This window comes from Pseudomonas sp. DWP2-2 (assembly GCF_049897065.1).
Taxonomy (GTDB): domain Bacteria; phylum Pseudomonadota; class Gammaproteobacteria; order Pseudomonadales; family Pseudomonadaceae; genus Aquipseudomonas; species Aquipseudomonas paracarnis.
Genome location: NZ_JAFCVN010000002.1, coordinates 13553 through 39958, shown reverse-complemented (window position 1 = coordinate 39958; position 26406 = coordinate 13553). Strand labels below are relative to the sequence as shown.

At 60.2% G+C, this 26406-nt stretch carries 21 protein-coding genes; 9 read left to right on the top strand and 12 right to left on the bottom strand.

Annotated features, from left to right (window positions below):
• Positions 1 to 30 precede the first annotated feature (30 nt).
• The 4 genes from ACP7CZ_RS04155 (at position 31) to ACP7CZ_RS04140 (ending at position 5095) form a co-directional block, all read left to right on the top strand.
• Positions 31 to 735, top strand: coding sequence for a fimbria/pilus chaperone family protein (locus ACP7CZ_RS04155; protein ID WP_197901194.1), 705 nt, complete (start codon positions 31 to 33; stop codon positions 733 to 735).
• A gap of 138 nt (positions 736 to 873) precedes the next feature.
• Entirely contained in the window at positions 874 to 3288 is a 2415-nt protein-coding gene (locus ACP7CZ_RS04150; RefSeq protein ID WP_426173996.1) for a fimbria/pilus outer membrane usher protein, read from the top strand.
• Positions 3289 to 3299: 11 nt separating this feature from the next.
• Entirely contained in the window at positions 3300 to 4439 is a 1140-nt protein-coding gene (locus tag ACP7CZ_RS04145; protein ID WP_054897723.1) for a DUF1120 domain-containing protein, read from the top strand.
• Between the two features lie 11 nt (positions 4440 to 4450).
• The gene (locus ACP7CZ_RS04140) at positions 4451 to 5095 is read left to right on the top strand and encodes a DUF1120 domain-containing protein (RefSeq protein ID WP_034128692.1); all 645 of its coding nucleotides are present in this window, start codon (positions 4451 to 4453) and stop codon (positions 5093 to 5095) included.
• On the opposite strand, the gene ACP7CZ_RS04135 is transcribed toward ACP7CZ_RS04140, so the two are convergent.
• On the bottom strand, positions 5092 to 6357 hold the full coding sequence (locus ACP7CZ_RS04135) for a CynX/NimT family MFS transporter (RefSeq protein ID WP_057976154.1): 1266 nt from the start codon (positions 6355 to 6357) through the stop codon (positions 5092 to 5094). The two genes, ACP7CZ_RS04140 and ACP7CZ_RS04135, sit on opposite strands and share 4 nt — an antisense overlap.
• Positions 6347 to 7006, bottom strand: a complete 660-nt coding sequence (locus tag ACP7CZ_RS04130) for a FadR/GntR family transcriptional regulator (RefSeq protein WP_034128694.1) — start codon at positions 7004 to 7006, stop codon at positions 6347 to 6349. The genes ACP7CZ_RS04135 and ACP7CZ_RS04130 overlap by 11 nt, the downstream gene beginning before the upstream one ends.
• Before the next feature lie 257 nt (positions 7007 to 7263).
• Here ACP7CZ_RS04130 and ACP7CZ_RS04125 point away from each other — a divergent pair, with 257 nt between their 5' ends.
• Complete coding sequence (locus tag ACP7CZ_RS04125) at positions 7264 to 7752, top strand: type II toxin-antitoxin system MqsA family antitoxin (RefSeq protein WP_034128695.1); 489 nt, start codon at positions 7264 to 7266, stop codon at positions 7750 to 7752.
• A gap of 236 nt (positions 7753 to 7988) precedes the next feature.
• Here ACP7CZ_RS04125 and ACP7CZ_RS04120 read toward each other — a convergent pair whose 3' ends face one another.
• The 4 genes from ACP7CZ_RS04120 to ACP7CZ_RS04105 form a co-directional block, all read right to left on the bottom strand.
• On the bottom strand, positions 7989 to 8753 hold the full coding sequence (locus tag ACP7CZ_RS04120; protein ID WP_010444394.1) for an amino acid ABC transporter ATP-binding protein: 765 nt from the start codon (positions 8751 to 8753) through the stop codon (positions 7989 to 7991).
• A gap of 10 nt (positions 8754 to 8763) precedes the next feature.
• On the bottom strand, positions 8764 to 9861 hold the full coding sequence (locus tag ACP7CZ_RS04115; RefSeq protein ID WP_014717022.1) for an amino acid ABC transporter permease: 1098 nt from the start codon (positions 9859 to 9861) through the stop codon (positions 8764 to 8766).
• A gap of 10 nt (positions 9862 to 9871) precedes the next feature.
• The gene (locus tag ACP7CZ_RS04110; RefSeq protein ID WP_054898976.1) at positions 9872 to 11053 is read right to left on the bottom strand and encodes an amino acid ABC transporter permease; all 1182 of its coding nucleotides are present in this window, start codon (positions 11051 to 11053) and stop codon (positions 9872 to 9874) included.
• Between the two features lie 72 nt (positions 11054 to 11125).
• Positions 11126 to 12157: an amino acid ABC transporter substrate-binding protein gene (locus ACP7CZ_RS04105; RefSeq protein ID WP_034128697.1), complete on the bottom strand. Its 1032-nt coding sequence runs from the start codon at positions 12155 to 12157 to the stop codon at positions 11126 to 11128.
• Positions 12158 to 12503: 346 nt separating this feature from the next.
• Here ACP7CZ_RS04105 and ACP7CZ_RS04100 point away from each other — a divergent pair, with 346 nt between their 5' ends.
• Both ACP7CZ_RS04100 and rhlB read left to right on the top strand, forming a co-directional pair.
• On the top strand, positions 12504 to 13160 hold the full coding sequence (locus ACP7CZ_RS04100) for an alpha/beta hydrolase (RefSeq protein ID WP_034128698.1): 657 nt from the start codon (positions 12504 to 12506) through the stop codon (positions 13158 to 13160).
• Between the two features lie 95 nt (positions 13161 to 13255).
• Positions 13256 to 14722: an ATP-dependent RNA helicase RhlB gene (gene rhlB / locus ACP7CZ_RS04095; RefSeq protein ID WP_034128699.1), complete on the top strand. Its 1467-nt coding sequence runs from the start codon at positions 13256 to 13258 to the stop codon at positions 14720 to 14722.
• Between the two features lie 143 nt (positions 14723 to 14865).
• Here the strand turns inward: rhlB and moaE are convergent, their stop codons facing one another.
• The 6 genes from moaE to ACP7CZ_RS04065 form a co-directional block, all read right to left on the bottom strand.
• Positions 14866 to 15315, bottom strand: coding sequence for a molybdopterin synthase catalytic subunit MoaE (gene moaE, locus ACP7CZ_RS04090; RefSeq protein WP_294163864.1), 450 nt, complete (start codon positions 15313 to 15315; stop codon positions 14866 to 14868).
• A 2-nt stretch (positions 15316 to 15317) separates the two neighbouring features.
• Positions 15318 to 15560, bottom strand: coding sequence for a molybdopterin converting factor subunit 1 (moaD, locus tag ACP7CZ_RS04085; RefSeq protein WP_073524183.1), 243 nt, complete (start codon positions 15558 to 15560; stop codon positions 15318 to 15320).
• Complete coding sequence (gene moaC, locus ACP7CZ_RS04080; protein WP_034128701.1) at positions 15557 to 16030, bottom strand: cyclic pyranopterin monophosphate synthase MoaC; 474 nt, start codon at positions 16028 to 16030, stop codon at positions 15557 to 15559. Before moaC ends, moaD begins: the two co-directional genes overlap by 4 nt.
• Before the next feature lie 181 nt (positions 16031 to 16211).
• On the bottom strand, positions 16212 to 19940 hold the full coding sequence (locus ACP7CZ_RS04075; protein ID WP_294163850.1) for an autotransporter domain-containing protein: 3729 nt from the start codon (positions 19938 to 19940) through the stop codon (positions 16212 to 16214).
• Positions 19941 to 20234: 294 nt separating this feature from the next.
• Positions 20235 to 21629, bottom strand: coding sequence for a PhoH family protein (locus tag ACP7CZ_RS04070; protein WP_005785025.1), 1395 nt, complete (start codon positions 21627 to 21629; stop codon positions 20235 to 20237).
• 339 nt (positions 21630 to 21968) lie between these two features.
• Positions 21969 to 23093 (bottom strand): polysaccharide deacetylase family protein, encoded by a 1125-nt coding sequence (locus ACP7CZ_RS04065; RefSeq protein WP_181123771.1) that lies wholly within the window; start codon positions 23091 to 23093, stop codon positions 21969 to 21971.
• Positions 23094 to 23334: 241 nt separating this feature from the next.
• On the opposite strand from ACP7CZ_RS04065, the gene yaaA reads away from it, so the two are divergent.
• On the top strand, positions 23335 to 24114 hold the full coding sequence (yaaA, locus tag ACP7CZ_RS04060; protein ID WP_294163836.1) for a peroxide stress protein YaaA: 780 nt from the start codon (positions 23335 to 23337) through the stop codon (positions 24112 to 24114).
• Positions 24115 to 24992: 878 nt separating this feature from the next.
• Positions 24993 to 26309, top strand: a complete 1317-nt coding sequence (locus ACP7CZ_RS04055; RefSeq protein ID WP_034128705.1) for a nucleotide sugar dehydrogenase — start codon at positions 24993 to 24995, stop codon at positions 26307 to 26309.
• Positions 26310 to 26406: the final 97 nt, after the last annotated feature.

Genomic DNA, 26406 nt, shown 5'->3' with positions numbered 1-26406 from the left:
CCACTCATTTCGCCTAATGGAAAACCCATCATGACGATGACATGCTCAAACACCGCGTTCGGCCTTATTGCCCTGCTGCTGATATTCGGCAACCAAGCAAAGGCTGACGGCATGGTCCCGGACACATCCGTGGTGATCGTCCACGAGGCCGATGGTGAAGCTTCCGTTTCGGTGACCAACTCCGACAATCAGCTCTCGTTGTTGCATGTGACCTTGCAGGACATTCCGGAAGACACCGAACCCCTGCTGGTGGTGACGCCGCCGCTGTCTCGAGTCGAAGCGTCCAAATCCCAGTTGGTGCGCTTTATTCTGCAAAACCAAAAACCGTTGCTCACCCAGCGGCTCAAACGCGCCGTGTTCGAAGGCATGCCCCAGGGCCGTGCAGCCACTGCCGCCGGTCATGCCCGCGTGGGCGTGACCGTGCGCCAGAACCTGCCGGTGATTGTGCATCCCAAGGGCCTGGCACCCAATCGCAGCCCCTGGACCGGCCTGACATGGACCCTGCGCGACGGCCAATTGCAGGTGCGTAATGACACGCCCTATGTGGTGCGCCTGGCCCAGGAGCTGCGGCTGTTGCCCGGCGACGGCAAGGCGATGCTGCCGCGCACCTACGTGCTGCCAGGTGAAGCCTTGAGCGTGCCTGCCAGCGGTGGCCAAGCCAAGACGGTGAGGCTGCAACCGGCCACTGTGTACGGGTTTGCGGTCAAGGCCTACGACGCCCCCATCACCCTCTGACAGAAAACCACAGGCGTCGCCAAGACCGCCGCCTGGATAACGAAGTGACGGCTTATCGACCGTCACCAGAACGCCCAAAGCCCCGAACCCAATGAGGGCTGTGCGTTCACTAAGCGAGTACCTTGCGTGAAAACAGTATTGAGTTACCGTGACGGCGAAGCCGTGCCCATTCGCCCAGCCTTGCCGCTGGTGTTGCTGCTGTATGCGCTTATGCCGGACAAGGCGTGGGCCGACGACACCAGCCCCGCAGGCTTCGACGCCCAGACCTTGCATCAGCGCGGCATCGATCCACAGTTGGCCAGCCTGCTGCTGGCAACACCGCGCTTTGCCGCCGGCCGTCATAGCGTCAACCTGCGGGTCAATGGCCTGCGCCGGGGACGCCTGGAGGTCAGTTTCGATCAACAGGGCAACCCCTGCCTGGACCGTGCGTTGCTGGACGCCGCCAACCTGGTGATACCCGCTGAACCCGTGGGTTGTGAGGATTTTCTCGTGCGGTATCCGCAAAGCCTGGTGGAACCGGACCCGTCGACACTGACGTTGGCACTGGTCGTGCCCACCGAAGCACTGCGCCCCGTGCAACAGGACATCTCGGGCTACCAGACCGGCGGGTTTGCCGGGATGCTCAACTACGACCTGAGCGGGTTCTACAACCGCTTTGGCGAAGACGCCAGCCGGTTTGGCTCAGCCAATACCGAAATCGGCTTCAACGCCGGCGACTGGATCGTGCGCAGCCGCCAAGTGCAGACCTGGCAGGATGGCTTATCGCGCAGCGTCCACTTGGAGGCCTATGCGCAACGGACCTTCGCCAGCCATCAGGCAGTGCTGCAGGCCGGGCAGATCAACCTCTATAACCCGGTGTTGTCTGGCGCACAGATCACCGGCGTGCAGGTGCTGACCGAGCACGCCCTTCAGGAGCAAGGCCAGAGCGCGCAAATCCAGGGGATCGCCAACAGCCCGGCACAGGTAGAAGTGCGCCAGAACGGGGCGCTGATTCACTCCACCGTGGTGCCTGCCGGGCCGTTTGTGCTGAACGATGTACGTCGCCTGAATACGCGCTCGGACGTCGAAGTCACGGTCAAGGAAAGTGTCGGCGGGGAACGACGTTTCACCGTACCCGCCGCCATGCTCGGTCTCGGCCTGCCTGCACCCGGCTATTCGGTCGCAGCGGGGCGCGTACGTAACGTCGGCGGGGCCGAGGCAGAGGCGCCGTGGGTGGTCAGCGCCGGTTGGACCGGGAACTTGCATCCGCAACTGACCCTGGGCAGTGGCGTGCTGGCGACCGGCGAGTATCGCTCGGCGGGCGCCAGCCTGGGCTGGCTGCCGTGGCTGGACAGTCAGATCCAAGTGTCTACCCAATTGTCCAACACCCAGTCGTGGGAAAAAGTCTCGGGCGTGCAAACTGATCTTTCCTGGTCACAGCGCCTGAGCGAGCGATGGTCGTTCAGCGCCGCCAACTCCTGGCGCAGCAGCGGCTACCGCGAACTGGAGGAAAGCACCTACGAGCGCGACGGCAGTCAGCGCAACTCACGCTATCGCGATCAACAAAGTATCAACCTGGGGTGGTCACATCCGCAGCTGGGCGCATTCAGCGCCGGCGTTTCACGTTCGAGTACCTTCGAGGGCAACAGCAGCAGCCGCGCGCTCGCAGCGTGGGGCACGAGCATTGGCGCAGTCTCGTTATCGGCCAGCGCCGAGTGGCAGATGGGCGGACGCCAGCAACAGGACAACGCGGTCTACCTCACTGTCAGCGTGCCGTTGGGCGAAAGCCGCCGGGTGCGCAGTTGGGTGCGCAACTCCGGCGGCCAAAACCGTACCGGTCTGGGCCTGACCGAACAGCTTGACGACCAATTGAGCTACCGCGTCAGCGCCGAACACGACAGCAGTGACCATGAGGTGGAAACCAGCGTGGGCATTTCGGCATTGCCACGCTATACCCAACTCGACTTGAGCTACAGCCGCTCCGATGCCGAGCGTTCGAGCTACCAGGGCGGCGCCCGCGGCGGTGTAGTCGTGCATGGCGACGGTATGACATTTACCCCCTACCCGGTGCGCGACACCTTCGCTCTGGTTTCCGTCGGCGACATGAGCGGCATCAAACTCAGCACCCCCAGTGGCCCGGTCTGGACCGACTGGCAAGGCCAGGCCGTGGTGTCGCAGGTGGCCGCCTACGGGCGCAGCCCAGTGGAAGTGCAGACCCGCTCTCTACCGCGCAACGCCGATATCAACAATGGCCTGGCCATGATCTCGGCCGGGCGTGGCGCTGTCGATCGGGTCGAATTCGGCGTGGGCCTGACCCGCCGCATGCTGCTCACCGTCAGCGACGATCAGGGAAACCCCATGCCCGTGGGAGCGTCCGTTACGACGAACACAGGTGAGTTCATCACCTTGGTGCAGGACGCCAGCCAGGTGTTCCTGCCCAATGTGCTGGACCAAGGAGCGCTGTGGATCACCACCTCGCAAGGCAAACGCTGTGAATTGCGCTACCAACTGCCGGCAAAAGCCGACCCCACGGTGTATTTCGAAACCGCACCTGCTCGTTGCCACACACCATGAGGACTACTGCCATGCACCCTGCAATCTGTTTGCGCTACGTGAGCCTGGGGTTATTGCTCGCATTTGCCGGCACCGCTCAAGCCTTTGAGGAATGCCAATTCAACCTCAGCGAGCCGCTGGTGGATTTGGGCTTGATGAGTCGCCTGGCGCAAAGCGACAGTGCGCCGCAACGCCTGCTCGGCGAGCGCCGTTTGAGCCTGACGTTCACCTGCCCCCAGGCCCAGGACCTGAGCCTGTTTTATCGCGGCACCGCCGCCTCCGCGCAACGCCTGCAATTCACTCCCAACGGCAGCTACGCCATCGAAGTCGGCAACGCCGTACTCGACGGCCGGGCGGTGGAACTGGGCTTGTTGCCCGGCGCAGGCCAGGCGCCGGTGAGCAGCGCCAGCGTGCTGGAATGGCGACCCGACCATGGCATCGCTCCGCTGCACCAGGGCACGGTATTGCAGGGGAAAACCCTGGCGTTGCAGTTGACTCTGCGCGCCTGGGCCGACCCGGCCGCCACCCAGGTACGCGACGCCACCACCTGGGAAGTCAGTGGGATGATGTACCACAGCGCAAGCGGGCGTTACCGCGACCTCACGTTGCGCGCCCACTTCGCGCCGACCGCCTGCCAACCGACACTGTCGGACCAGGGCGTCGTGGACTACGGCACGCTGTACGCCAAGGATCTGAGTGCCACCCACGAAACACCGCTACCGACGCGCACCGTGCGCCTGAGCGTGACCTGCGATGCTCCGGCCCGCTTCGGCCTGCGTATGAAAGACAATCGCGATGGCTCAGCCACCGGCGGCACCGATGAAACGGCCTATGGCCTGGACCTGGACGCCAGCAACAACAAAATCGGACGTTTCTACCTGACGGTCGACCCAGCGGAATTCAGCGCCGACAGCTTATCCACGCTGTACCGCACCGACTCCACCAGCAATGGCGCAGCCTGGAGCAGTTCCACTGCGCGGCAGATCCCCATGGCTGCCAACAGCCTCATGGGCTTTACCGACAAGACCGGCGTGACTACGGGCCCGCTCGCCATACAGGTCCTGACCGGCACGATGCGCATCAAGACGTACCTGGCCCCCATCCAATCGCTGGATCTGCGCGATGTCGTGCGTATCAATGGGTCCGGCACCCTCGAAATCATTTACTTGTAGGAGTGCGTACCATGAAAATTCCTGCCCTTTGCAGCCTTCTATTATTGACCAGCACTCAGGCGGCGCTGGCGGCCTCGACGGTGGACCTCAGCGTCCAGGGGCTGGTCACGCCCGCCGCGTGCCTGCCGCAACTGTCAAACGGCGGCCTGATTGACTACGGCAAAATATCTCAACAAGACTTGAACCTGGAAACTCGCACCCGTCTACCCGCCAAGACCCTGTTCTTCGGCATGGCGTGTACCGGCCCGGTACGTTATGCCCTGCGCATGCAAGACAACCGCAGCGACTCGACCCTGGTCGAAAGCGAGATTTACTACGGGCTGGGGTTCGACAGCAACGGCACGCCCCTGGGCGTCTACTCCATGACCTTCGATCCTCGGCAGACCCAGGCCAGCAACAACGGGCAACTCTACGGCACCGAATCCACCACCGGGGGCCTGGCATGGCGCACGTCCAACCTCAACCCCATCGACATCGGTTCCCGCAGCTACCTGGGCTTTACGTCGATCGAGGGCAGCGTCAGCGGCCCCACCGCCATTGGCATAATAGGCAGCCACGTCACGGTGCAGACCGTGATCAATGCTCGCAAGAATCTGGACTTGAGCACGCAAACCCCGATTGACGGTTCGGCCACGCTGGAAGTGGTTTATCTCTAGACCTTCTCACAGGTGACGTGCACGTAGCGCGCACGTCCGGCGCCCAGGCCCGCCACGATGGCGCCGAGGCCGATCACTGCGAAGATCCAGCCGATGGCCGTCCAGCCGCCGGTCCAGTCATGCACCACGCCCACAGCGAAAGGGCCAAGGGACGCCAGGGTATAACCGATCCCCTGGGCCATGCTCGACAGGTTGGCGGCTACGTGAGCGTCACGCGAGCGCAGCACAATCAAGGTCAGCGCCAGGCTGAAGGTACCGCCCTGCCCCAGACCGAGCAGAATCGCCCAACCCCACAAACCGTCCAGCGGCGCATACAGGCAGCCGAACAGGCCGCCGAGGGTCAGCAGCATCACCACCACGATCGCCAGGCGCTGGTCCTTGCCACGGGTAGCCAGCCATGGCGCGGCCAGGGAACTGAACAACTGCACAATGATCGAGCCGGACAACGCCAATCCCGCCTCTGTGGCACTCAGGCCACGGCCGATCAGGATCGACGGCAACCAGCCGAACACGATGTAGGCCAGGGACGATTGCAGGCCCATGTACAAGGTCACTTGCCAGGCCAACGGGTCACGCAGTAGCCCCTTCACGCGGTAGGCGACGCGATGGGCGCCGTGCTTCTGCCCGACTTGCGGCAACCAGAACAACGCCGCCAATAGCGCTGGCAGAATCCAGAACCCCAGGCCAAGGGGCCAACTGTCGCCGAAGTAATGACTCAGGGGTACCGTTGCCCCTGCCGCCAGTGCGGCGCCCAGGCACAGGGCCATGGTGTAGACGCCGGTCATGGCGCCCGCGCGTGCGGCGAAGTCGCGCTTGACGATACCCGGCAGCAATACGCCGATGATGCCAATGCTGGCGCCGGCGATCAGGCTGCCGGCAAACAGGCCCACTTCCCCGAATGAACTGCGCAGGATGATCCCGCCAGCCAGGGTCAGCAAGATGCCGAACACCACCCGCTCAGCCCCAAAGCGTCGGGCCAGGATCGGTGCCATGGGCGCGAACAGGCCCAGGCACAACACCGGCAGGGTGGTCAGTAAACCGGCTTGGGCCGCCGACAGGCCCAGGCTGCTGGAGACGTCGGCCAACAGCGGCGACAGGCTCGACAAGGCCGGGCGCAAGTTGAGCGCCACCAGGATCAGGCCCAGCAACAGCAACCAGGGCCGGCTCACCAGCGGGTGGTTGTGTTGCACCACGTCGTCATCGGCCTCGGCGTCAATCAACAACTCTTCAAGTTCGGGTGTGTGTTGGGTTTCAGGGTTCATTGATCAACTGCCGGCAGAGGGATTTGGCACGTTCGGGGTCTTGCTGTTCCACGGCGTCAAGCAGGGCAACGTGCAAGTCGAACACGGCCTGGCGACGCGGTGAAAGGTTCAGGGTCTGGCGCAACTGCGCGCCGACGATAGCGGAGAAATACTGATACAGCTCGCTCAAGGCCGGGTTGTGTGCGGCGTCCACCAAACGTTGGTGAAACGCCAGGTCGGCGCTGATATAGGCCTCGAGGTCGCCCTGATACAGCGCGGCGCTGGTATCCAGCGCTGTGCGCAACGCTCGCAGGTCACTTGCAGTACGGCGTTGAGCAGCAAGGCCGATGGCCTCCACTTCCAGAATCTGCCGCGTCTCCTGCGCCTGCCCCAGGGTGCAATGAGACAACGCACGCATCGTGCCCAACGGGTCGGTCATCGAGCGCAAATAACTGCCGTCGCCCTGACGAATTTCGATTAACCCGGAGAATGCCAACACGCGCATGGCTTCGCGCACGGTGTTACGGCTGATCCCCAGCTCGGCGCACAGTTCGGGCTCGGTGGGCAGGCGTTCGCCAACGGCCCACACACCCTGGGCAATGCGCAGACGTAGTTGTTCCAGCGCCTGGTCAACCAGGGAGCGTTTGATCAGCGGGGCAATGTCTGTCATGGGCTTTACGCTTTCGTCCAATCATAGGATGAATTTTCCTACAGCCTATTAGGAGTCGCCTACAAAGGCAACGCACTAGGGTTTTTAGGCAGGGAAAGGAGCAGTATTTTCGATTGGTAAAATTACCCTCAGAGGGTAATTATTGGACTCAGGTGTCTTATGGAAAAGTACACACCTCATTACGATCTGGCCTACATCAAGGTGACTCACCGCCCAGGCGGCGAAGCTCCCGTAATCTCCTTCAAGGAGAAAACCTTATGAAAACCCAACAATGCGTAAATTGCGGAACCCATGATGGAATGCAGTATTTCGCAGGTCGCACCTTCACCATCAACACACGCGGCATGATGCGCGACATTCCAAACATCGCGGGCTGGGAATGCCAGGTTTGTAAGGAAATCGAATTCGATCATGACGATGACAGCGCAGAGCGTTATTCCGATGCCAGTGACCAATTATTGATTGATGGCAGAAAAGTCATCGCGGCTGAAATGAAGCGAATCCGTCGCAAACTGCACCTCACTCAGAAGGAGGCAGTGAAGCTGTTGACTGTGCGCGGGCAAAACTCATTTTCTCGCTACGAAAGGGCTGAGGTTTTCCCTCCTGAACCATTGTTTACACTCATGCGCCTACTGGATAAGCATCCGCATCTGCTGGCCGAGATCGAGGCGCTCAATGTCGGAGAAGACCTAAATCGCCTGCTCATAGCAAAAGATGAGCAACAACGTGCGGCACAAGCATCCTGAACAGACCAACAGGCAAAAATAAACCCGGCACCAGGCTAATGCCAGTCAGTTAAGACAGAATCGGTAACTGTGGCGAGGGAGCTTGCTCCCGCTGGGGCGCGAAGCGGCCCCCAAAATGGGACTGCTACGCAGTCCAGCGGGAGCAAGCTCCCTCGCCACAAGTCACTGGTTGTCTGCTCTAGCTCTTAACTGACTGGCATTAGGCACCAGGCCGGGTTTATTTTTTCAAACGTCGATCAATGCAATATCTGGCTCAAGAACAACTTGGTCCGCTCATTCTGCGGGTTATCAAAGAAGTCATTCGGCGCCGCCTGCTCGACGATCTCGCCCTTGTCCATGAAGATCACGCGATTGGCCACTGTGCGGGCAAAGCCCATTTCGTGGGTCACGCACAACATGGTCATGCCGTCTTCGGCCAGGCCGATCATGGTGTCCAGTACCTCTTTGACCATCTCCGGGTCCAGCGCCGATGTCGGCTCATCGAACAACATGATTTTGGGCTTCATGCACAGCGCGCGGGCAATCGCCACACGCTGTTGCTGACCACCTGAAAGCTGCCCGGGAAACTTGTGGGCCTGCTCCGGAATGCGCACACGCTCCAGGTAGTGCATGGCAATTTCCTCGGCCTTGCGCTTGGGCATCTTGCGCACCCACATCGGCGCCAGCGTGCAGTTTTGCAGGATGGTCAAATGCGGGAACAGATTGAAGTGCTGGAACACCATACCGACTTCGCGGCGGATCGCTTCGATCTGCTTGAGGTCATTGGTCAGTTCCACACCATCGACCACAATGCGGCCTTGCTGGTGCTCTTCCAGGCGGTTGAGGCAGCGGATGGTGGTGGACTTGCCCGAGCCCGACGGGCCGCACAGCACGATACGCTCGCCCTGCTTGACGTTGAGGTTGATGTCTTTCAACACGTGGAACTGGCCGTACCACTTGTTGACGCCCTGCATCTGGATAATGCCTTCAGGGCTCACAGGCTGTTTGATTGCTTCGCTCATCAAAAAACTCCTAACGCTTGTGGCCAGTGTCGAGCTTGCGTTCCAGATGCATGGAATAGCGCGACATACCAAAACAGAAAATCCAGAACACCAGGGCGGCGAACACATAGCCTTCGGTAGCCATGCCCAGCCATTTGGGGTCGGCGGCGGCTTGCTTGACGCTGTTGAGCAGGTCGAACAGGCCGATGATGATCACAAGGCTGGTGTCCTTGAACAGGGCAATGAAGGTGTTGACGATCCCAGGGATCACCATCTTCAAAGCTTGCGGCAGGATCACCAGGCCCATGCTGCGCCAGTAGCCCAGACCCATCGCCGCAGCGGCTTCATATTGGCCCTTGGGAATCGCCTGCAAACCACCGCGCACCACTTCGGCCACATAGGCCGACTGGAACAGGATCACACCGATCAGCGCCCGCAGCAGCTTGTCGAAGTTCATGCCTTCAGGCAGGAACAGCGGCAGCATCACCGAAGACATGAACAGCACGGTGATCAACGGCACGCCGCGCCAGAACTCGATGAAGGTCACGCAGACCACCCGAATGGCCGGCATGTTCGAACGCCGCCCCAGCGCCAGCACAATGCCCAGCGGCAAGGCGCCGGCGATGCCCACCGTGGCGATCACCAGGGTCAGCATCAAGCCGCCCCATTGGCTGGTCGCCACGTTGCTCAGCCCGAACACGCCGCCATGCAGCAAGCAGTAGGCAATGATCGGATACAGCACCAAAAAGCCCAGGCCATAGATCGCCTTGCGTGGGAAACGCGAGATGAACAACGGCGCCACGCCCACGATGGCCAGCCATACCGTCATGTCCACGCGCCAGCGCAGGTCGACGGGGTAATAGCCATACATGAACTGCCCGAAGCGCTGTTGGATAAACACCCAACAGGCGCCCTCCTTGGTGCAGTCGGCGCGGGTGGTGCCCACCCAGTTGGCATCGAGGATGGCCCAGTGCAGGATCGGTGGCACCACCAGGTACACCAGGTAGATCGCCAGCAGGGTCAGCAGTGTATTGAGCCAGCTCGAGAACAAGTTGGCGCGCATCCAGGCCACCGGCCCGAAGACTTTGCTCGGCGGCGGCATATCAGGTTTGAACGTATGCGTAGTCATGGGTGTGTCCTCACCGCTCGATCAGCGCAATGCGCTTGTTGTACCAGTTCATCAGCAGAGAAATGCTGATGCTGATCGCCAGGTACACGCTCATGGTGATGGCAATGACTTCAATGGCTTGGCCGGTCTGGTTGAGCACCGTGCCGGCAAACAGCGAAACCATTTCCGGATAACCGATACCGGCGGCCAACGACGAGTTTTTCGCCAGGTTCAGGTATTGGCTGGTCAGCGGCGGAATGATCACGCGCAACGCTTGCGGGATGATGACCTTGCGCAGCGTCGGCCCCGGGCGCAGGCCCAGTGAACGTGCCGCTTCGGTCTGGCCATGGCTGACGGACTTGATGCCCGAGCGCACGATCTCGGCAATAAATGCCGCCGTGTACACCGTCAGCGCCAAGGTCAACGCCAACAGCTCTGGGATCAGTACCCAGCCACCGACAAAGTTGAAGCCCGCAAGCTTGGGCATTTCCCAATGCAATGGCGTACCGAAGATCAACACGCATAACGCCGGGATCACCACCAGCAGCGCCAGGCCCGCCCAGAATTTATGGAAAGGAACCCCCGTCGCTTCAAAGCGCTTGTTGGCCCAGCGGGTCATCAGCACGATGGCAACGATAGCGACCACCAGGCTGGTGACAAACGGCCAGAACCCGTCGGACGCCAGCGCTGCCGGCATGTTCAAGCCACGGCTGCTGACAAAGAAGGTGTCACCGAAGTTATGGCTGTTGCGCGGCCCTGGCATGGTCAGGAACACCGCGAAGTACCAGAACAGGATTTGCAACAGCGGCGGAATGTTGCGGAATACCTCCACGTACACGGTCGCCAGCTTGTTGATCATCCAGTTGGGCGACAAGCGTGCCACGCCGATGATGAAGCCGAGCAGGGTTGCCAGCACCACACCGATGACGGTCACCAGCAAAGTGTTGAGCAGGCCGATGACAAACACCCGGGCATAGCTGTCCGATTCGGTGTAGTCGATCAAGTGCTGCGCGATGCCGAAACCGGCACTGCGCTCAAGAAAGTCGAAACCCGAGGTGATGCCCCGGTGTTGCAGGTTGGTCTGGGTGTTATGGAACAGGTACCAGCCCAGCGAGACCACCGCCACGATCGTGATGATCTGGAACAGCCACGCACGCACTTTGGGGTCGCTGAAGCTGAGCTTCTGCTTGGGTGCGCCGATTTGATTTTGCATGAAGTGCCCCGAAAATAATGGAACAGAACATCACCCGGCAGTTGGCCTACCGGGTGACAGAACCATCAGCGATCAGCGCACAGGGGGTGCGTATTGAATGCCGCCGTTGTTCCACAGGGCGTTCAGGCCACGGTCGATTTCCAGCGGCGTGCTCTTGCCCAGGTTGCGCTCGAACATCTCGCCGTAGTTACCCACTTGCTTGACGATCTGTACCACCCAGTCCTTCTTCACTTTCAGGTCTTTACCGTATTCGCCGTCGGCACCGAGCAGACGCGCAACGTCCGGGTTCTTGGTGGCCTTGGCTTCAGCTTCGACGTTCTTGGAGGTCACACCGGCCTCTTCAGCGTTGAGCATGGCGTAGCCCACCCAGCGCACGATGGCCAGCCACTCGTCATCACCGTTACGCACGACCGGGCCCAGGGGCTCCTTGGAAATGGTTTCCGGCAGCACCACGTAGTCTTTCGGCGAAGCCAGCTTGCTGCGCTGGGCGAACAGCTGGGATTTGTCGGACGTCAGCACGTCGCAACGCCCGGACTCCAGCGACTTGGCGCTTTCATCGGAGGTGTCGAAGGTGATCGGGGTGTATTTGAGGTTGTTCGCGCGGAAATAGTCGGAAACGTTCAGCTCGGTGGTGGTACCGGCCTGGATGCAGATGGTTGCACCGTCCAGTTCCTTGGCGCTCTTGACGCCCAGCTTGTTGTTCACCAGAAAGCCGATGCCGTCGTAGTAGGTAATGAAGCCCGGGAATTTCAGGCCCATGCCCGCATCGCGGGAGCTGGTCATGGTGGTGTTGCGCGACAAGATGTCGACTTCGCCTGACTGAAGCGCGGTGAAACGCTCCTTGGCGTTCAACTGGCTGAACTTGACCTTGGTGGCATCGCCAAATACGGCAGCCGCCACAGCGCGGCAATAGTCAGCGTCGATCCCGAGGATCTTGCCGCTGGCATCCGGCACCGAGAAACCCGGCAGGCCGTCACTCACACCGCACTGCACAAAGCCTTTCTTCTGCACGGCGTCCAGGGTGGCGCCCGCCTGGGCAAAACCACTGACACCCAGTACAGCCGCCGCAGAGACGATGGCCAGGGTGGATTTCAATACCTTCATTACAAACCTCCAATTGCTCTTGTTGTGTCGGAGCTCCAACCTCAGCGCACCCTTATGAGGCGATATCGACCCGTGTTGGTTTTTTTTGGGGCCAAGCAGCATGAGGTTTTTGCGGTAATTCCAGTTGCTTTCCCACGAGCGGCAGTCACTGATAGTGTTACCGCCCTGGGAGAGTTCTGACATCGAGCTACACATAGCAAGGCGCGTACCAGAGTCTTGGCCGAGTGGCTGTAACTGCGCTTCGATGGCAAAAGATTCAACCTTGCGACATTCTCTTAACAGATCAACCTGTCGCGCACCGTTCCGACGCACCTCATCGGAGCGCCCGCACATCTATGGAGCAGACATGACCGAACCCTTGATTCTTCAGCCCGCCAAGCCCGCAGACGCCTGCGTTATCTGGTTGCATGGCCTGGGCGCCGATCGCTACGACTTCCTGCCGGTGGCCGAAGCCCTGCAGGAAACCCTGCTGACCACCCGCTTCGTTTTGCCCCAGGCGCCCACGCGTCCGGTGACGATTAACGGTGGCTACGAGATGCCGAGCTGGTACGACATCAAGGCCATGAGCCCGGCCCGTTCGATCAGCCTGGAAGAACTGGAAGCGTCGGCAAAAATGGTCACAGACCTGATTGAGGCGCAACAGAGAACCGGAATAGACACCTCGCGAATTTTCCTCGCCGGTTTTTCTCAAGGTGGCGCGGTGGTTTTCCACACCGCGTTCAAGAAATGGGAGGGGCCCTTGGGCGGTGTGATCGCCCTCTCCACCTATGCGCCAACCTTCGATAATGACCTGGAATTATCCGCCAGCCAGCAACGCATTCCCACGCTCTGCCTGCATGGCCAGTACGACGATGTGGTGCAGAACGCCATGGGCCGCAGCGCCTACGAGCATTTGAAGGGCCGTGGTGTCACCGTGACATGGCAGGAATACCCAATGGGCCACGAAGTGTTACCCCAAGAGATACACGATATAGGCACCTGGCTGACTGAACGCCTGCGCTGAATCCCGTGTTTATGTAGCCGTATGACAGACGCACTACGCCGCGCCCGATTCTTGCATTACACTGGCCGGCGTACATTCCTTAATCAATTAATGAGATGACCGTGCTCAAAGCACTCAAGAAGATGTTCGGCAAAAGCGAGGCTGAGCCGCTCGCGCCTGTTCCCAGTGCTCCTGCCCCCAAGCCCGGCAACCGCAATGACGGTCAACAGCCCGGCCGGAACGCGCCCGCCGCCTCACCGAACAAAACCACGGTGACGCCGCCTGAACAGGTAAAGCCTGCCGCACCCGCCCCGGCGCCTGTGGCCAAGCCCCGTCGCGAACGTGCGCCCAAACCGCCCGTGACCCCCTGGAAACTCGAAGACTTCGTCGTCGAACCCCAGGAAGGCAAAACCCGCTTCCACGATTTCAAACTGGCCCCGGAACTGATGCACGCCATCCAGGACCTGGGTTTCCCGTACTGCACGCCCATCCAGGCACAAGTGCTGGGCTTCACCCTCGCGGGCAAAGACGCCATCGGCCGTGCCCAGACCGGCACCGGCAAGACCGCCGCGTTCCTGATCTCGATCATCACCCAGCTGTTGCAAACGCCGCCGCCCAAGGAACGCTACATGGGTGAACCGCGCGCGCTGATCATCGCCCCGACCCGGGAGCTGGTGGTGCAGATCGCCAAGGACGCCGCCGACCTGACCAAATACACCGGTCTCAACGTCATGACGTTTGTGGGCGGCATGGACTTCGACAAGCAACTCAAGCACCTCGAAGCCCGTCATTGCGACATCCTCGTCGCCACCCCGGGCCGCCTGCTCGACTTCAATCAGCGTGGCGACGTGCACCTGGACATGGTCGAAGTGATGGTGCTGGACGAAGCCGACCGCATGCTCGACATGGGCTTTATCCCGCAAGTTCGCCAGATCATTCGTCAGACGCCGCCGAAAACCGAGCGCCAGACCCTGCTGTTCTCCGCGACTTTCACCGAAGACGTGATGAACCTCGCCAAGCAGTGGACCACCGACCCATCCATCGTCGAGATCGAAGCACTCAACGTTGCCAGCGAAAACGTCGAGCAGCATATCTACGCCGTCGCCGGTGCCGACAAGTACAAGCTGCTCTACAACCTGGTCAACGACAACGGTTGGGAGCGCGTGATGGTCTTCGCCAACCGCAAGGACGAAGTGCGCCGCATTGAAGAGCGCCTGGTGCGCGACGGCGTCAACGCCGCGCAACTGTCGGGTGATGTGCCGCAGCACAAGCGCATCAAGACCCTGGAAGGCTTCCGTGAAGGCAAGATCCGCGTGCTGGTGGCTACCGATGTAGCCGGTCGCGGTATTCATATCGACGGCATCAGCCACGTGATCAACTTCACCCTGCCGGAAGTACCGGACGACTACGTGCACCGCATCGGCCGTACCGGGCGTGCTGGGGCTGCGGGTGTGTCGATCAGCTTTGCGGGCGAGGATGACTCGTACCAGTTGCCGTCCATCGAGGCGTTGCTGGGGCGCAAGATCAGCTGTGAGACGCCGCCGACGCATTTGTTGCGCGCTGTAGAACGCAAACGCCCTTGAGCTGAAATGCGGTTAAAAATGTGGGAGCGGGCTTGTGTGGGAGCTGGCTTGCCTGCGATGCAGACACCTCGGTTTTTCAGTCACGCCGAGGTGATGCTACCGCAGGCAAGCCAGCTCCCACATGGGTTTCAGCGTCTGGCTGGCTACTTCCAACGATCCGCTGCGGCGTGGTCACTGCTGCGCCCTTCTACCCAACGCGGCCCCTCACTGGTGTTTTCCTTCTTCCAGAACGGCGCCCGCGTCTTCAAGTAATCCATCACAAATGCGCAGGCATCAAACGCTGCCTGCCGATGCGCACTGGCCGCGCCGACAAACACAATCGGCTCGCCCGGCTCCAGCGCGCCGATACGGTGCAGCACCTCCAGCTTGAGCAACGGCCAACGCTGTTCGGCTTCCACGGCGATCTTGGCCAGGGCCTTCTCGGTCATGCCGGGGTAGTGTTCCAAAAACATCCCCGACACCTCGCGCCCCTCATTGAAGTCGCGTACATAGCCGACAAAGCTCACCACCGCGCCCACGCCCACGTTGGCCGCGTGCATGGCGTTGACTTCGGCACCGGGATCAAAGGCTTCGACCTGCACACGAATGGCCATGCTCAGCCTCCGGTCACGGGTGGGAAGAAGGCGACTTCATCGCCGGCTTGCACCGGCTCGTCCAGGCTGCACAACTCCTCGTTGCGCGCACACATCAGGCTCGCTTCGTTGAGCACGGCGAATTCCGGGTCAGAAGCCAGCGCGAGGCGCACGGCATCAACGCTGGCAAACTCACCTTCCATCTCCAGCGAGTCGAAACCCACCGCTTCGGCGTAGCGCGCAAAAAACAGTACGTTGATACTCATTGTTCATCCGCCTTGAAATGCCCGCTCTTACCGCCCAGTTTTTCCAGCAGGCGAATACTCTCAATGGTCATGCCGCGATCCACCGCCTTGCACATGTCGTAGATCGTCAGTGCCGCGACGCTGGCGGCGGTCAGGGCTTCCATCTCAACGCCGGTCTGGCCGGAGAGCTTGCAGCGCGCGAGGATATGCACAGCGTCTACGCCGTCGGCGCGCAGCTCCACCTTGACGCCGGTCAGCATCAACGGATGGCATAAGGGGATCAAGTCGCTGGTTTTTTTCGCCGCCTGAATCCCGGCAATGCGGGCCACGGCAAACACGTCGCCCTTGGGGTGGGCGCCGTCAACAATCATTTGCAGAGTGGCGGGCAACATGCGCACCCGCGCTTCGGCCACCGCCTCACGGAACGTCACGGCTTTTTCGGTGACGTCGACCATATGGGCGCGACCTTGGGAATCGAGATGAGTCAGCACAGGGATACTCCTGATCAGGAGCAGCGATTGTAAACCTGTGGGTCAAAATTTGCGCAGGGCTGTTTATCCCATCCTGTAGGAGCGAGCTTGCTCGCGAAAAACTCTCAGGCGCCGCGTTTACCCAGGGTGCACGCGTTATCGTTGACGTTTTTCGCGAGCAAGCTCGCTCCTACATTCAAGGTTAGAACCGGAAGCTAAACCCGGCATTGATCCCGTTGTTGTTGCCCCGGTTGGAGAGCAAGCCGCTGTAGTTCAACGACACCAGGGTGTCCTTGGTCAACGCCATTTGCGCACTGGCCTTGATCACCGCGCCATCCCTGGCCACAGGCACGCTGTTGACGGCGAAGGCCGTGTCACTGCCGGCAAACTTCAGAGAAGCTTCACGATCGGTATCACCAAACTGATGCTCCCAACCCAACTCACCGCGCAGGGTCACCGCCGAGGTGGACGTGAGCGGCAACTGAGTGTGGCCACGCACGCCCAGGGTGGAGAGCGTCGCGTCCTGGCCTTGCTTGCTGGCATGCAGGGCTGCGGCACCGCCTTTTTCCTTGAACGAGTCGCTTTGATAGTTCAGGTACGTGAGGTTGGCGAAGGGTTCAAGCAGGGTCCATTGGGTGTAACCGATCTCGGCAAACACTTGGTCGGTACGCGCGTTGTAGTCGGCCTTGGCATGGTCCGACTGATTGGCATAGGCCACCCGTCGCGAAGTGTCCAGGCGGTGCCAGGTGCTGGCACCGCCCAGGCGCAGGGCAATCGCCTCAAAGCGTTTGCCACCATAGACCGACAGGTGATAGTTGTCGCTGTCCGCCGACGCCGACTGGCCGTTGAGGTGGCTTTGGGTATAACCGGTGGCTGCGCCCACTCGCCAGCCGTCGTTCACCTCACTGTCCAGGCCCAGCAGTACGCCACTGGTGGACGAGGAGTAGCCGCTGGCGTTGTTGTCACCACTGACGTTGTTGCGCCCACCAAGTAGCTGTACCCAGCCGCCGTTATCGCTGGCCTGGATCTGCGCGCTGGAATCCAACGCCTGGGCCTGTTGCAAACGAGCGTTGACCGCTTCACGCAGGTAGCGGCTGTCGGCCATTTGCGCTGCGGCCACGTCCGAATGCAATTGCCCTGAAAGTTGCTTGAAGCCCTCCCGCGCCTGGGCGGCGGAATCCGATGACAGCAGGCTTTCGTAGACCGGGCTGCCAGCGCCCAATGTCTCGGCCACCGTCGCCACCGCACGCTCGTTGCGGGTTTGCGCGACACTGGCGAAGGTGGTCTGGTTGCGGGCTATCGCCAGGGTCAACTGGTTCGGTTGATAGTTGGGCGCAATGCCAATGAACAGGTAGTTGGGGGCGAACGCCGCAAACTGCCCCTGGATGCCTTGGCTGGCGCTGAGGATAGTGAACTGCTGGCCCAGCAAGCTGCGCGCCTCGGTGGCGGTCAACAGATTGGGGCTGTTCTCCAGGGACACGCTCACCACACCGCCATTGAGGGTCGCCGCGCCATTGCTCTGGAGCTGGTCGCTCTGACCATTGGCGCCGACTTCGACGGCATACACCGAACCCGGATTGAACGTAACATCGCCGGTGCGCAGCGTGCCTATCGAATGCCCCGGGGCCACTCGCCCGCCGTTGTTGACGGTCAAGGCACCCACCGTGCCGTTGCCGGCCAGGGTGCCGCCCAGTGTGGTCATCACGCCGTTATCGGCATTGCGCATGCCAACGGCGCTGCCGTCTACCGTCACGGCAGAGGTCAACGCGCCGTCCACCGACAATTTGCCACCGCGTACCCAAGTGCTGCCCGAATAGCTGTTCTGGCCTTCCAGCACCAACTCGCCATCCCCGGACTTGACCAGGCTACCGACGTAGGTGCTGCCGGTGAGCACGTCCTGGCCGCGGGTGAGTGTTGCCTGCTCCCGGGCATGACCGATGTCGTATTCAAACTGATCGTCGGCCGAGGCATTGGCGGGCAGGCCATTGAGCCAGCCTTTTTGCTGCTTGGTGGCGGCCCAGGTCGCCTGCTCGGCAGCGTCTTCTACGCGGCGGGCGCGAATGGCTTCATCGGAAATCGGGTTGGCCCAGATATCGCGGGTACCGCTGGGCAACGCCACTGCCACCGCACCGAGGAACTGCCCCGGCCCTTGCATGGCTTTTTGCAGGTTGGGCAAGCCCCAGCCACTGACCACACCTGGTACTTGTGGGACACCCGGCGCGGCATCGTGCACCGGTTGCAGGTTGTCGTAGGTGCGGCCTCCGGTCAGTTCGCCAACCGGCGTGTCCGGGCCATCCGGCGCTTGCAGGCTGGAGGTGGTCAGCAACACGTCCCGCGCCTGGCTGGGCGTCATATAGGGGAAGCGTTGCATCACTAGCGCCAAGGCCCCGGAGACGCTCGGCGCGGCGGCCGAGGTGCCGTTGGCATTCGGGATGATTTCGCCCTCGGGGCCGGCAGACGGAATGCCCGACACGCCCATCACGCACCACCACTTGGACGTACCGCAGCGGTTATAGACCTGGGCGCTGGTCTCGTCATAGCCCGTGATCGAAAGGAACTTGCCTTCGATATCCGGTTTGAAAAACGGCAGGTTCGCGTTGGTGTACGGGTTGGCACCGTGGCTGTCGTTGCCCGCCGAGATGATCTGGATAAAGGTGTTCTGACGGGCCGCGTCGGCCATGGCGTCCATCCAGGTTTTTTGTCCTGCATGAGCCTTGTCCCAGAACGGGCGATAGGCGGCGGTCATGTCACGCAGGTTTTGCGCGGCGCTGTCGCCGACGTTACCGAAGTGGTTCTCCACATCATCGCGCGAGCTCTGCCCCCAGCTCTGATTGACAATCGCCACGTTCTTCGCCGCCAGGGCGTTGTAGCTGGCCATGAACGCGTTGTAGTCGAGGTCGTTGGAGCCTAGGTAGCGGTCGTTGTCGCTGCCGCCGGTGTTGGCGACAAACAGATTGGCGTCGAAGGCAATGCCGTGCATACCGGTGCCGTTGCGGCTGGCGGCCAGCACCCCGGACATTTCCGTGCCATGCCCGTCGTTGAACGCCGGGTCGTATTCCCCTGGAATACTGAAAGGCTCACCCTGCTTGAACTCGCCGCTGGGCACTTCAAGGCGGTAGCGAGGATGGGTGGCGTAGTACTCGCCCGTGGAGGCCACCGCCTGCACCCGGTCCTGGCCCTGGGCATTTTTGCCCTGGAACTCGGAGTGTTCGGTGAGGATGCCTGAGTCCAGCACGCCAACATTGACCCCCTTGCCGGTGATGCCCAAGGCATAGGCGTAATACGCGTTGGTGCGGTCCAGGCCGGAGTTGACCTGGGCCTCCGGCGTCTTCCAGGTTTGCGCGTTGGCACTCCAGTCACGGGTTGCGCCAGCCCAGGACTGGCCTGCGTTCAATTGCCCGCTCAGGTTGCTGCTCACGCCCGGCTCGACGTAGGTGTAAGGCTTGGCGGCCGGCAAGTTGGCGATAATAGCCTTGGAGAAGTCGAGGATATTGGTGGTGTAACGGCCGCTGTTGTTGAACAGCTGGCTGCGGTAGTAATCCAGGCGCGAAGCGTAGTCCAGTGGCCGTCGGGTGTCGCCGAGCATGGCGCCGATGGTCAGGTTTTCGGGTTGCAGCTCGTAGTTTTGCTTGAGGGCCGAATCGAACTTGCCGGACTGGGCAGCGAAATCCTTGGCCGCGAGATCGACGATATCCGCGTAGGCAAACCTGAGGTTTTTGTACACGGCGGTATCAGGGCCGAATGAGGCGACGGCTTTCCTGAACGCCGATTCCAATACCTGCGAGGTGTAAGGATTGTCGTCTGCATTGGCCATGGAGCCGTGGCCCAGCCATAAGGCCAGGCCGAGTGCTATGGATGTAAGGGGTATGGTCTTGAAACGAGGGGTGCGATTGCGTTGCGCCACAGTGAAGCGATTACCTGCTAAGTCCATTTTCCTTTCCCTTTGGATATGTGCGTCATCAATGAGCGGTGTTTCGGGCTTTGTAATACGCAGGGTCACGGTGAAAACCCTGGACAGGTTTTCTAAACGTTCGTCGACTCAAGGAGGTGGTATTCCGACGGGGTCAAGCAGTGTTGTTATTGTTTTTACCGCAGAAAAAATGTAACAAAATGATTACAGAGACCACAAGCACCCAGGACGCGTTAACGCAGGCAAATCTCGCACAGAACAAAAACCCCGGATTTCGTGAAAAATCCGAGGTTTTTCGCAGAAGATTCAGCGTAGTTACAGATGGGACTCGGCGTATTCAGCCAGAATCGAACGCGGTACCCCTTGCAGCGCAATGTGCACGCCGTTCGGGAAGTCCTTGAAGCGTTCCGTCAGGTAAGTCAGCCCGGAGCTGGTCGCGGACAGGTAAGGGGTGTCGATCTGCGCCAGGTTGCCCAGGCACACCACTTTGGAACCGGCGCCGGCACGGGTGATGATGGTTTTCATCTGGTGCGGCGTAAGGTTCTGGCATTCATCAATCAGAATCAGGCTTTGCTGGAAGCTGCGACCTCGGATGTAGTTGAGGGATTTGAACTGCAACGGCACTTTGCTGAGGATGTAGTCGACGCTGCCATGGGTGTTTTCGTCATCCATGTGCAAGGCTTCGAGGTTGTCGGTAATCGCCCCCAGCCACGGCTCCATTTTTTCCGCCTCGGTACCGGGCAGGAAACCGATTTCCTGGTCCAGGCCCTGCACGCTGCGGGTGGCGATGATGCGGCGATAGCGTTTGGTCACCATGGTCTGTTCGATGGCGGCGGCCAGGGCGAGGATGGTTTTCCCCGAACCTGCGGCGCCCGTCAGGTTGACCAGGTGAATGTCCGGATCGAGTAGCGCATACAGCGCCAGGCTCTGGTAGATATCACGCGGTTTCAGGCCCCAGGCTTCCTGGTGCAACAGGGGTTCCTGATGCAGGTCGAGGATCAGCAGCTTGTCGACCTGGATCTCTTTGATCCAGCCCACGAAGCCCTGTTCGTCGACGATGAACTCATTGATATGCACGGCCGGCAGGTTGTCGATCAGCTGTACCTGGTGCCAGGTGCGGCCGTGGTCCTGACGGGTTTCGACCTTGCTGACACGGTCCCAGAACGAGCCGGTCATCATGTGATAACCACGGGACAACATCGACACGTCGTCGACCAGTTGGTCGGTGCTGTAGTCCTCGGCAGCGATCCCACACGCTCGTGCCTTGAGGCGCATATTGATGTCTTTGGTCACCAGCACCACGCGCAGGTCCTTGTCGCGGGCGTGCAGGTCGATCAATTGGTTGATGATTTTGTTGTCGTTCAGGTTTTCCGGCAGCAGGCTGTTGGGCTCGCTGCGCTTGCTCATCAGGATCGACAGCAAGCCCTTGGGCCCGCTCTTGCCACGCTGGATGGGCACGCCGACCTCGACGTCCTCGGGCGAAGCTTCACCCAGGGTCTTGTCGATCAGGCGGATGGCCTGGCGGCATTCGGCGGCAACGCTGTGGTGGCCGCTTTTGAGTTTGTCGAGCTCCTCAAGCACGATCATCGGGATGGCGACGTGGTGTTCTTCGAAGTTCAGCAGTGCGTTTGGATCGTGGATCAATACGTTGGTATCAAGCACATAAAGGATTGGCTGGTCGGAAGAAGGGTTACGTCCATGATCATCCATACTCGGTCACCTTTGTGGGAGCCATTCGACGCAATACCTGGGCGGTGCTGCGCCTCGATTCGACCACCGAGTGCACCTGAGGGACGTCAAGTGCAGTGCCCACATGCGGAGTCTTGGAAGACGCCACCTGTGTTGCAGGTTTCGGCGGTCTGACTTCGTAATACCGCAAAACCCATGACAGGAAAAAGCACTTTGACGCTTTTTTGAAGTTTATTTTTCAGGATGACGAATAGCACTAGCCGAGTGCCATGTACCCCGTTAAAGTCGGAAGTCCGCCTGCATCGAAATGTTGCAGCAAATCGCCCCGAAAACACCCCATCCCCAGCAAAGCCGGGCACTTCATCGAAATGCCTCGCGACACTCCTGCCAACCCAAGCCACTCTGCGCCGTAGCCTGCAACACCATCGGCAATGCCACCCGCGCCTTGTCCTGGGTGTCGTGAAACACGATCACGCCTTTGCGCCATAGCAGCATCAATGTCAGCACCCGTTGCGCCGACTCATCAGCCTTGAGCTTGCCCGGCTCGTCCTGGGAGTCGATGTCCCATAACGCCACCTGCAAACCCTGTTGCTGGAAGAAGCCCTGGCTGTCCGCGCGGCGCTGCCCATACGGTGGGCGGAACAAGGGCACATAGTTTTCCGGCATCAGGTTCTGTACCAGCCCGGCACTGCGGGTGATGGAGCTTTGCCAGTCGACCCAATGGCTGTGGGAGCGGTACTGCCAGCCCTGAAGCCCAACGCACTGCCCTTGGTACAGCGCCTGCACATCGGCGGCGGAACTGCGCTCCACGCGGGTTTGCAAGCTGCTGCCAAGGACAAAGAACGTCGCGTTCATCTTTTGCTTGCGCAGGTAATCGGTGAGCCAGTCGGTATTGCCGCTGACAGGTGCAGGGCCACCGTCGAAGGTCAGTAAAAACATCCGGTCATTGAGTTCATCACCGTTGCGCTCATGATCGCCAAAGCGCGCCACTTCACTGCTGATCTGCGGAAACAGCGCGGCCTTGCGCAACAACTCGTCCAGATAGCGTTCGTGAAAGTGCCGGCTGGGGGCGGCCCAGCCTATATAGAAAGAGTTGTCACTGACCTCGAACTTGCCGGCCTGCTCACGCAGGTCGTCCATGTTTTCCACCAAGTAGCAGAACGAGGCGTCTTCTTCGCAGCTCTGCTGGGCGAATGTGTAGTTCTCCAACAGCCGTTTCCAGAGCTGGCGACGCAGGTCGCCGATGGCGGCCAGGTTGATGATCTTCAGCCCCAGGCGTTGCTTGAGCGCCGCGTCGTCCAGGGCTTCGCTGGCGAGCAGGCCGTGGGCGAACATCAGGATCTCCGCACGCGAAGCCACATCGAACAGCGCCGGGCTGGCGAGTTTTTCCGGCCAGGTACTACGGTCCAGGCTGGCGACATCCACCGGCGCGGCCTGGGCATTCAGGCACAGCAGGCAAGCGGACAATAAAAGCGCTAATCGCACACGAGGTCTCCCTCTACAGAGTTACCGCCCATCATAGCGGACTGGTCCGCCCTTTTTGTGTAGGAGCGAGCTCGCTCGCGAAAAACGTCCGGGCACCGCGTCTATTCAGTCTGCCAGCATTCTCGTTGACGACTTTCGCGAGCAAGCTCGCTCCTACAAAAACCGGGGCCTATCGGCTTGATAGGTGGAGTCGAACGCTCCAACCCCCTAGAATCCCCCCACGATTCCAGGAGCCAACTTCATGCTGATGGTGATTTCCCCCGCCAAAACCCTCGACTTCGAGTCCAAGCCGGTCACTGCGCGCTTCACCCAGCCGCAGTACCTGGACCACTCCCAGGAACTGATCAAGCAACTGCGCGAACTGAGCCCGGCGCAAATCAGTGAGTTGATGCACGTCTCCGACAAGATCGGTGGCCTCAACGCCGCGCGTTTCGGCAGTTGGACGCCGGCCTTCACTCCGGCCAACGCCAAGCAGGCGCTGCTGGCGTTCAAGGGCGATGTGTATACCGGCCTGAATGCCGAGACTTTCAGCGAGGCCGATTTCAGCTATGCCCAGGACCATCTGCGTATGCTCTCGGGCCTGTACGGCCTGCTGCGTCCGCTGGACCTGATGATGCCGTATCGCCTGGAGATGGGCACCAAGCTGGCCAACTCCCGCGGCAAGGACCTTTACGCGTTCTGGGGCACACGCATCAGCGAATGGTTGAATGAAGCCCTGGCCGAGCAAGGCGACGATGTGCTGCTCAACCTGGCGTCCAATGAGTATTTTTCGGCGGTCAAGCGCACGGCCTTGAACGCGCGGATCATCAATACCGAGTTCAAGGACCTGAAGAACGGCCAGTACAAGATCATCAGCTTCTACGCGAAAAAAGCTCGGGGCATGATGAGCCGGTTTGTGATTGAAGAACGCATCAACGATCCGGCCCAGCTCAAGCAGTTCGATGTACAGGGCTATCGCTTCAATGCGGAGCAGTCCAAGCCGGATAACCTGGTGTTTTTGCGCGATCACGCACCGGAATAAGGCCTGTACAGCCACCAACATCAACTGTGGGAGCTGGCTTGCCTGCGATAGCGGAGGGTCAGCCGACTCACATGTCGCTGATACACCGCTATCGCAGGCAAGCCAGCTCCCACATTTTTTGCCTGCATTTCACCCCACCAATCGTCATTTATTTGACGTCAAAAAATATCAAGACACATCTCTAACAATTTCTTCACTCGACACTCGTCGGTTTTTTTCGTAGTGGCACCACTTTTTTTTAACGGTAGTGGCACAAAACTATCCTCTCGCACCAACTCCCCATAACTACTGGCCTAAATAGCAAGTGCTATCAATATAGTACTAGTGCCATCTTTTCTAATATTTCAAAAAATTTCCGCAAAGGGGATGAGCGGCCCGGAACTTCGTCTTGAAGCACCGCTCATACCACCGGTAACGAAATTCTCTGTTTACGTAAGAGATGACTTACATACCGACCAATGGAAGTAGCCAAGTTGTCATAAAGCACTTTGGCTCGAGGGTCATATCATCAACTGATTGAGTTGAGGGCGGCGATAAGGACTCATTGCCAACCCCTAAAGGCCAAGGCAGCGCTGACCTAAATGAGCCAGTGTTAACACCCAAGGCGTTGATATCAAAAGGCTTCTTGCCTGTATCAAAGCCCTGCGGCACTGGCGCCGGCCCCTTCCGCCATGGAAAACCGGCTGCATTTCAGGGCAAGCCCCAATAACAAGGCCACGTTGCGCACAACTTGAGTGCAATAGTTAGTCACTCGCTATTTAACATGCCTGCACGCGGTAAGTCGGCGTCTATTCGCCTAACTTTCGCGGCATCAGTGACGCTTGCAAACATGAACTCCGGCCATCTAATGGCATGATTTAAACATAGAGGTAATTGCGATGCGCATCAGCATATTTGGTTTGGGTTACGTTGGCGCCGTGTGTGCCGGTTGCCTGTCTGCCCGTGGCCATGAAGTGGTCGGCGTAGACATCTCCAAGGACAAGATCGACCTGATCAATGCGGGTAAATCCCCCATCGTTGAACCGGGTCTGGGCGAACTGTTGAGCCAAGGCATCGCAACCGGTCGACTGCGCGGTACCACCAACTTCGCCGAAGCCATCCGCGACACCGACCTGTCGATGATCTGCGTCGGTACGCCGAGCAAGAAGAACGGCGACCTGGAACTGAACTACATCGAGTCGGTATGCCGCGAGATCGGTTTTGTACTGCGTGACAAGACCACCCGCCACACCGTCGTGGTGCGCAGCACCGTACTGCCGGGCACCGTGGCCAACGTGGTAATCCCGATCCTCGAAGACTGCTCCGGCAAGAAAGCCGGTGTTGATTTCGGCGTCGCGGTCAACCCGGAATTCCTGCGTGAATCCACCGCCATCGCCGACTACGACCTGCCACCGATGACCGTTATCGGCGAGTTCGACAAAGCCTCCGGCGACGTCCTGCAGTCGCTGTACGAAGAACTCGACGCGCCGATCATCCGCAAGGACATCGCCGTTGCCGAGATGATCAAGTACACCTGCAACGTATGGCACGCCACCAAAGTCACCTTCGCCAACGAGATCGGCAACATCGCCAAGGCCGTCGGCGTTGACGGTCGTGAAGTGATGGAAGTGGTCTGCCAGGACAAGACCCTCAACCTGTCCCAGTACTACATGCGCCCAGGCTTCGCTTTCGGCGGTTCGTGCCTGCCAAAAGACGTGCGTGCCCTGACCTACCGCGCCGGCTCCCTGGACGTGGAAGCACCGTTGCTCAACTCGCTGATGCGCAGCAACGAATCCCAGGTGCAGAACGCCTTCGACATCGTCTCCAGCCACGACAAGCGCAAAGTCGCCCTGCTGGGCCTGAGCTTCAAGGCCGGTACCGATGACCTGCGTGAAAGCCCATTGGTAGAACTGGCGGAAATGCTGATCGGCAAGGGCTACGACCTGAGCATCTATGACAGCAACGTCGAGTACGCCCGTATGCACGGCGCGAACAAGGACTACATCGAAGGCAAGATCCCGCACGTGTCGTCCCTGCTCAACTCGGACTTCGACGAAGTGATCAACAACTCCGACGTGATCATCCTCGGTAACCGTGACGAGAAGTTCCGCGCCCTGGCGCACGAAGCCCCGCACGGCAAGCAAGTGGTCGACCTGGTGGGCTTCATGTCCAAGGCCACCAGCGTGAGCGGCCGTACCGAAGGTATTTGTTGGTAAGGAGCAGCGGCTAGTTTCAAGCGGCAAGCTGCAAGTTAGAAGCGCTGGTTTTCGGCTTGTAGCTTGTGGCTTGCCGCCCGACTTCTCTGTGACGGAC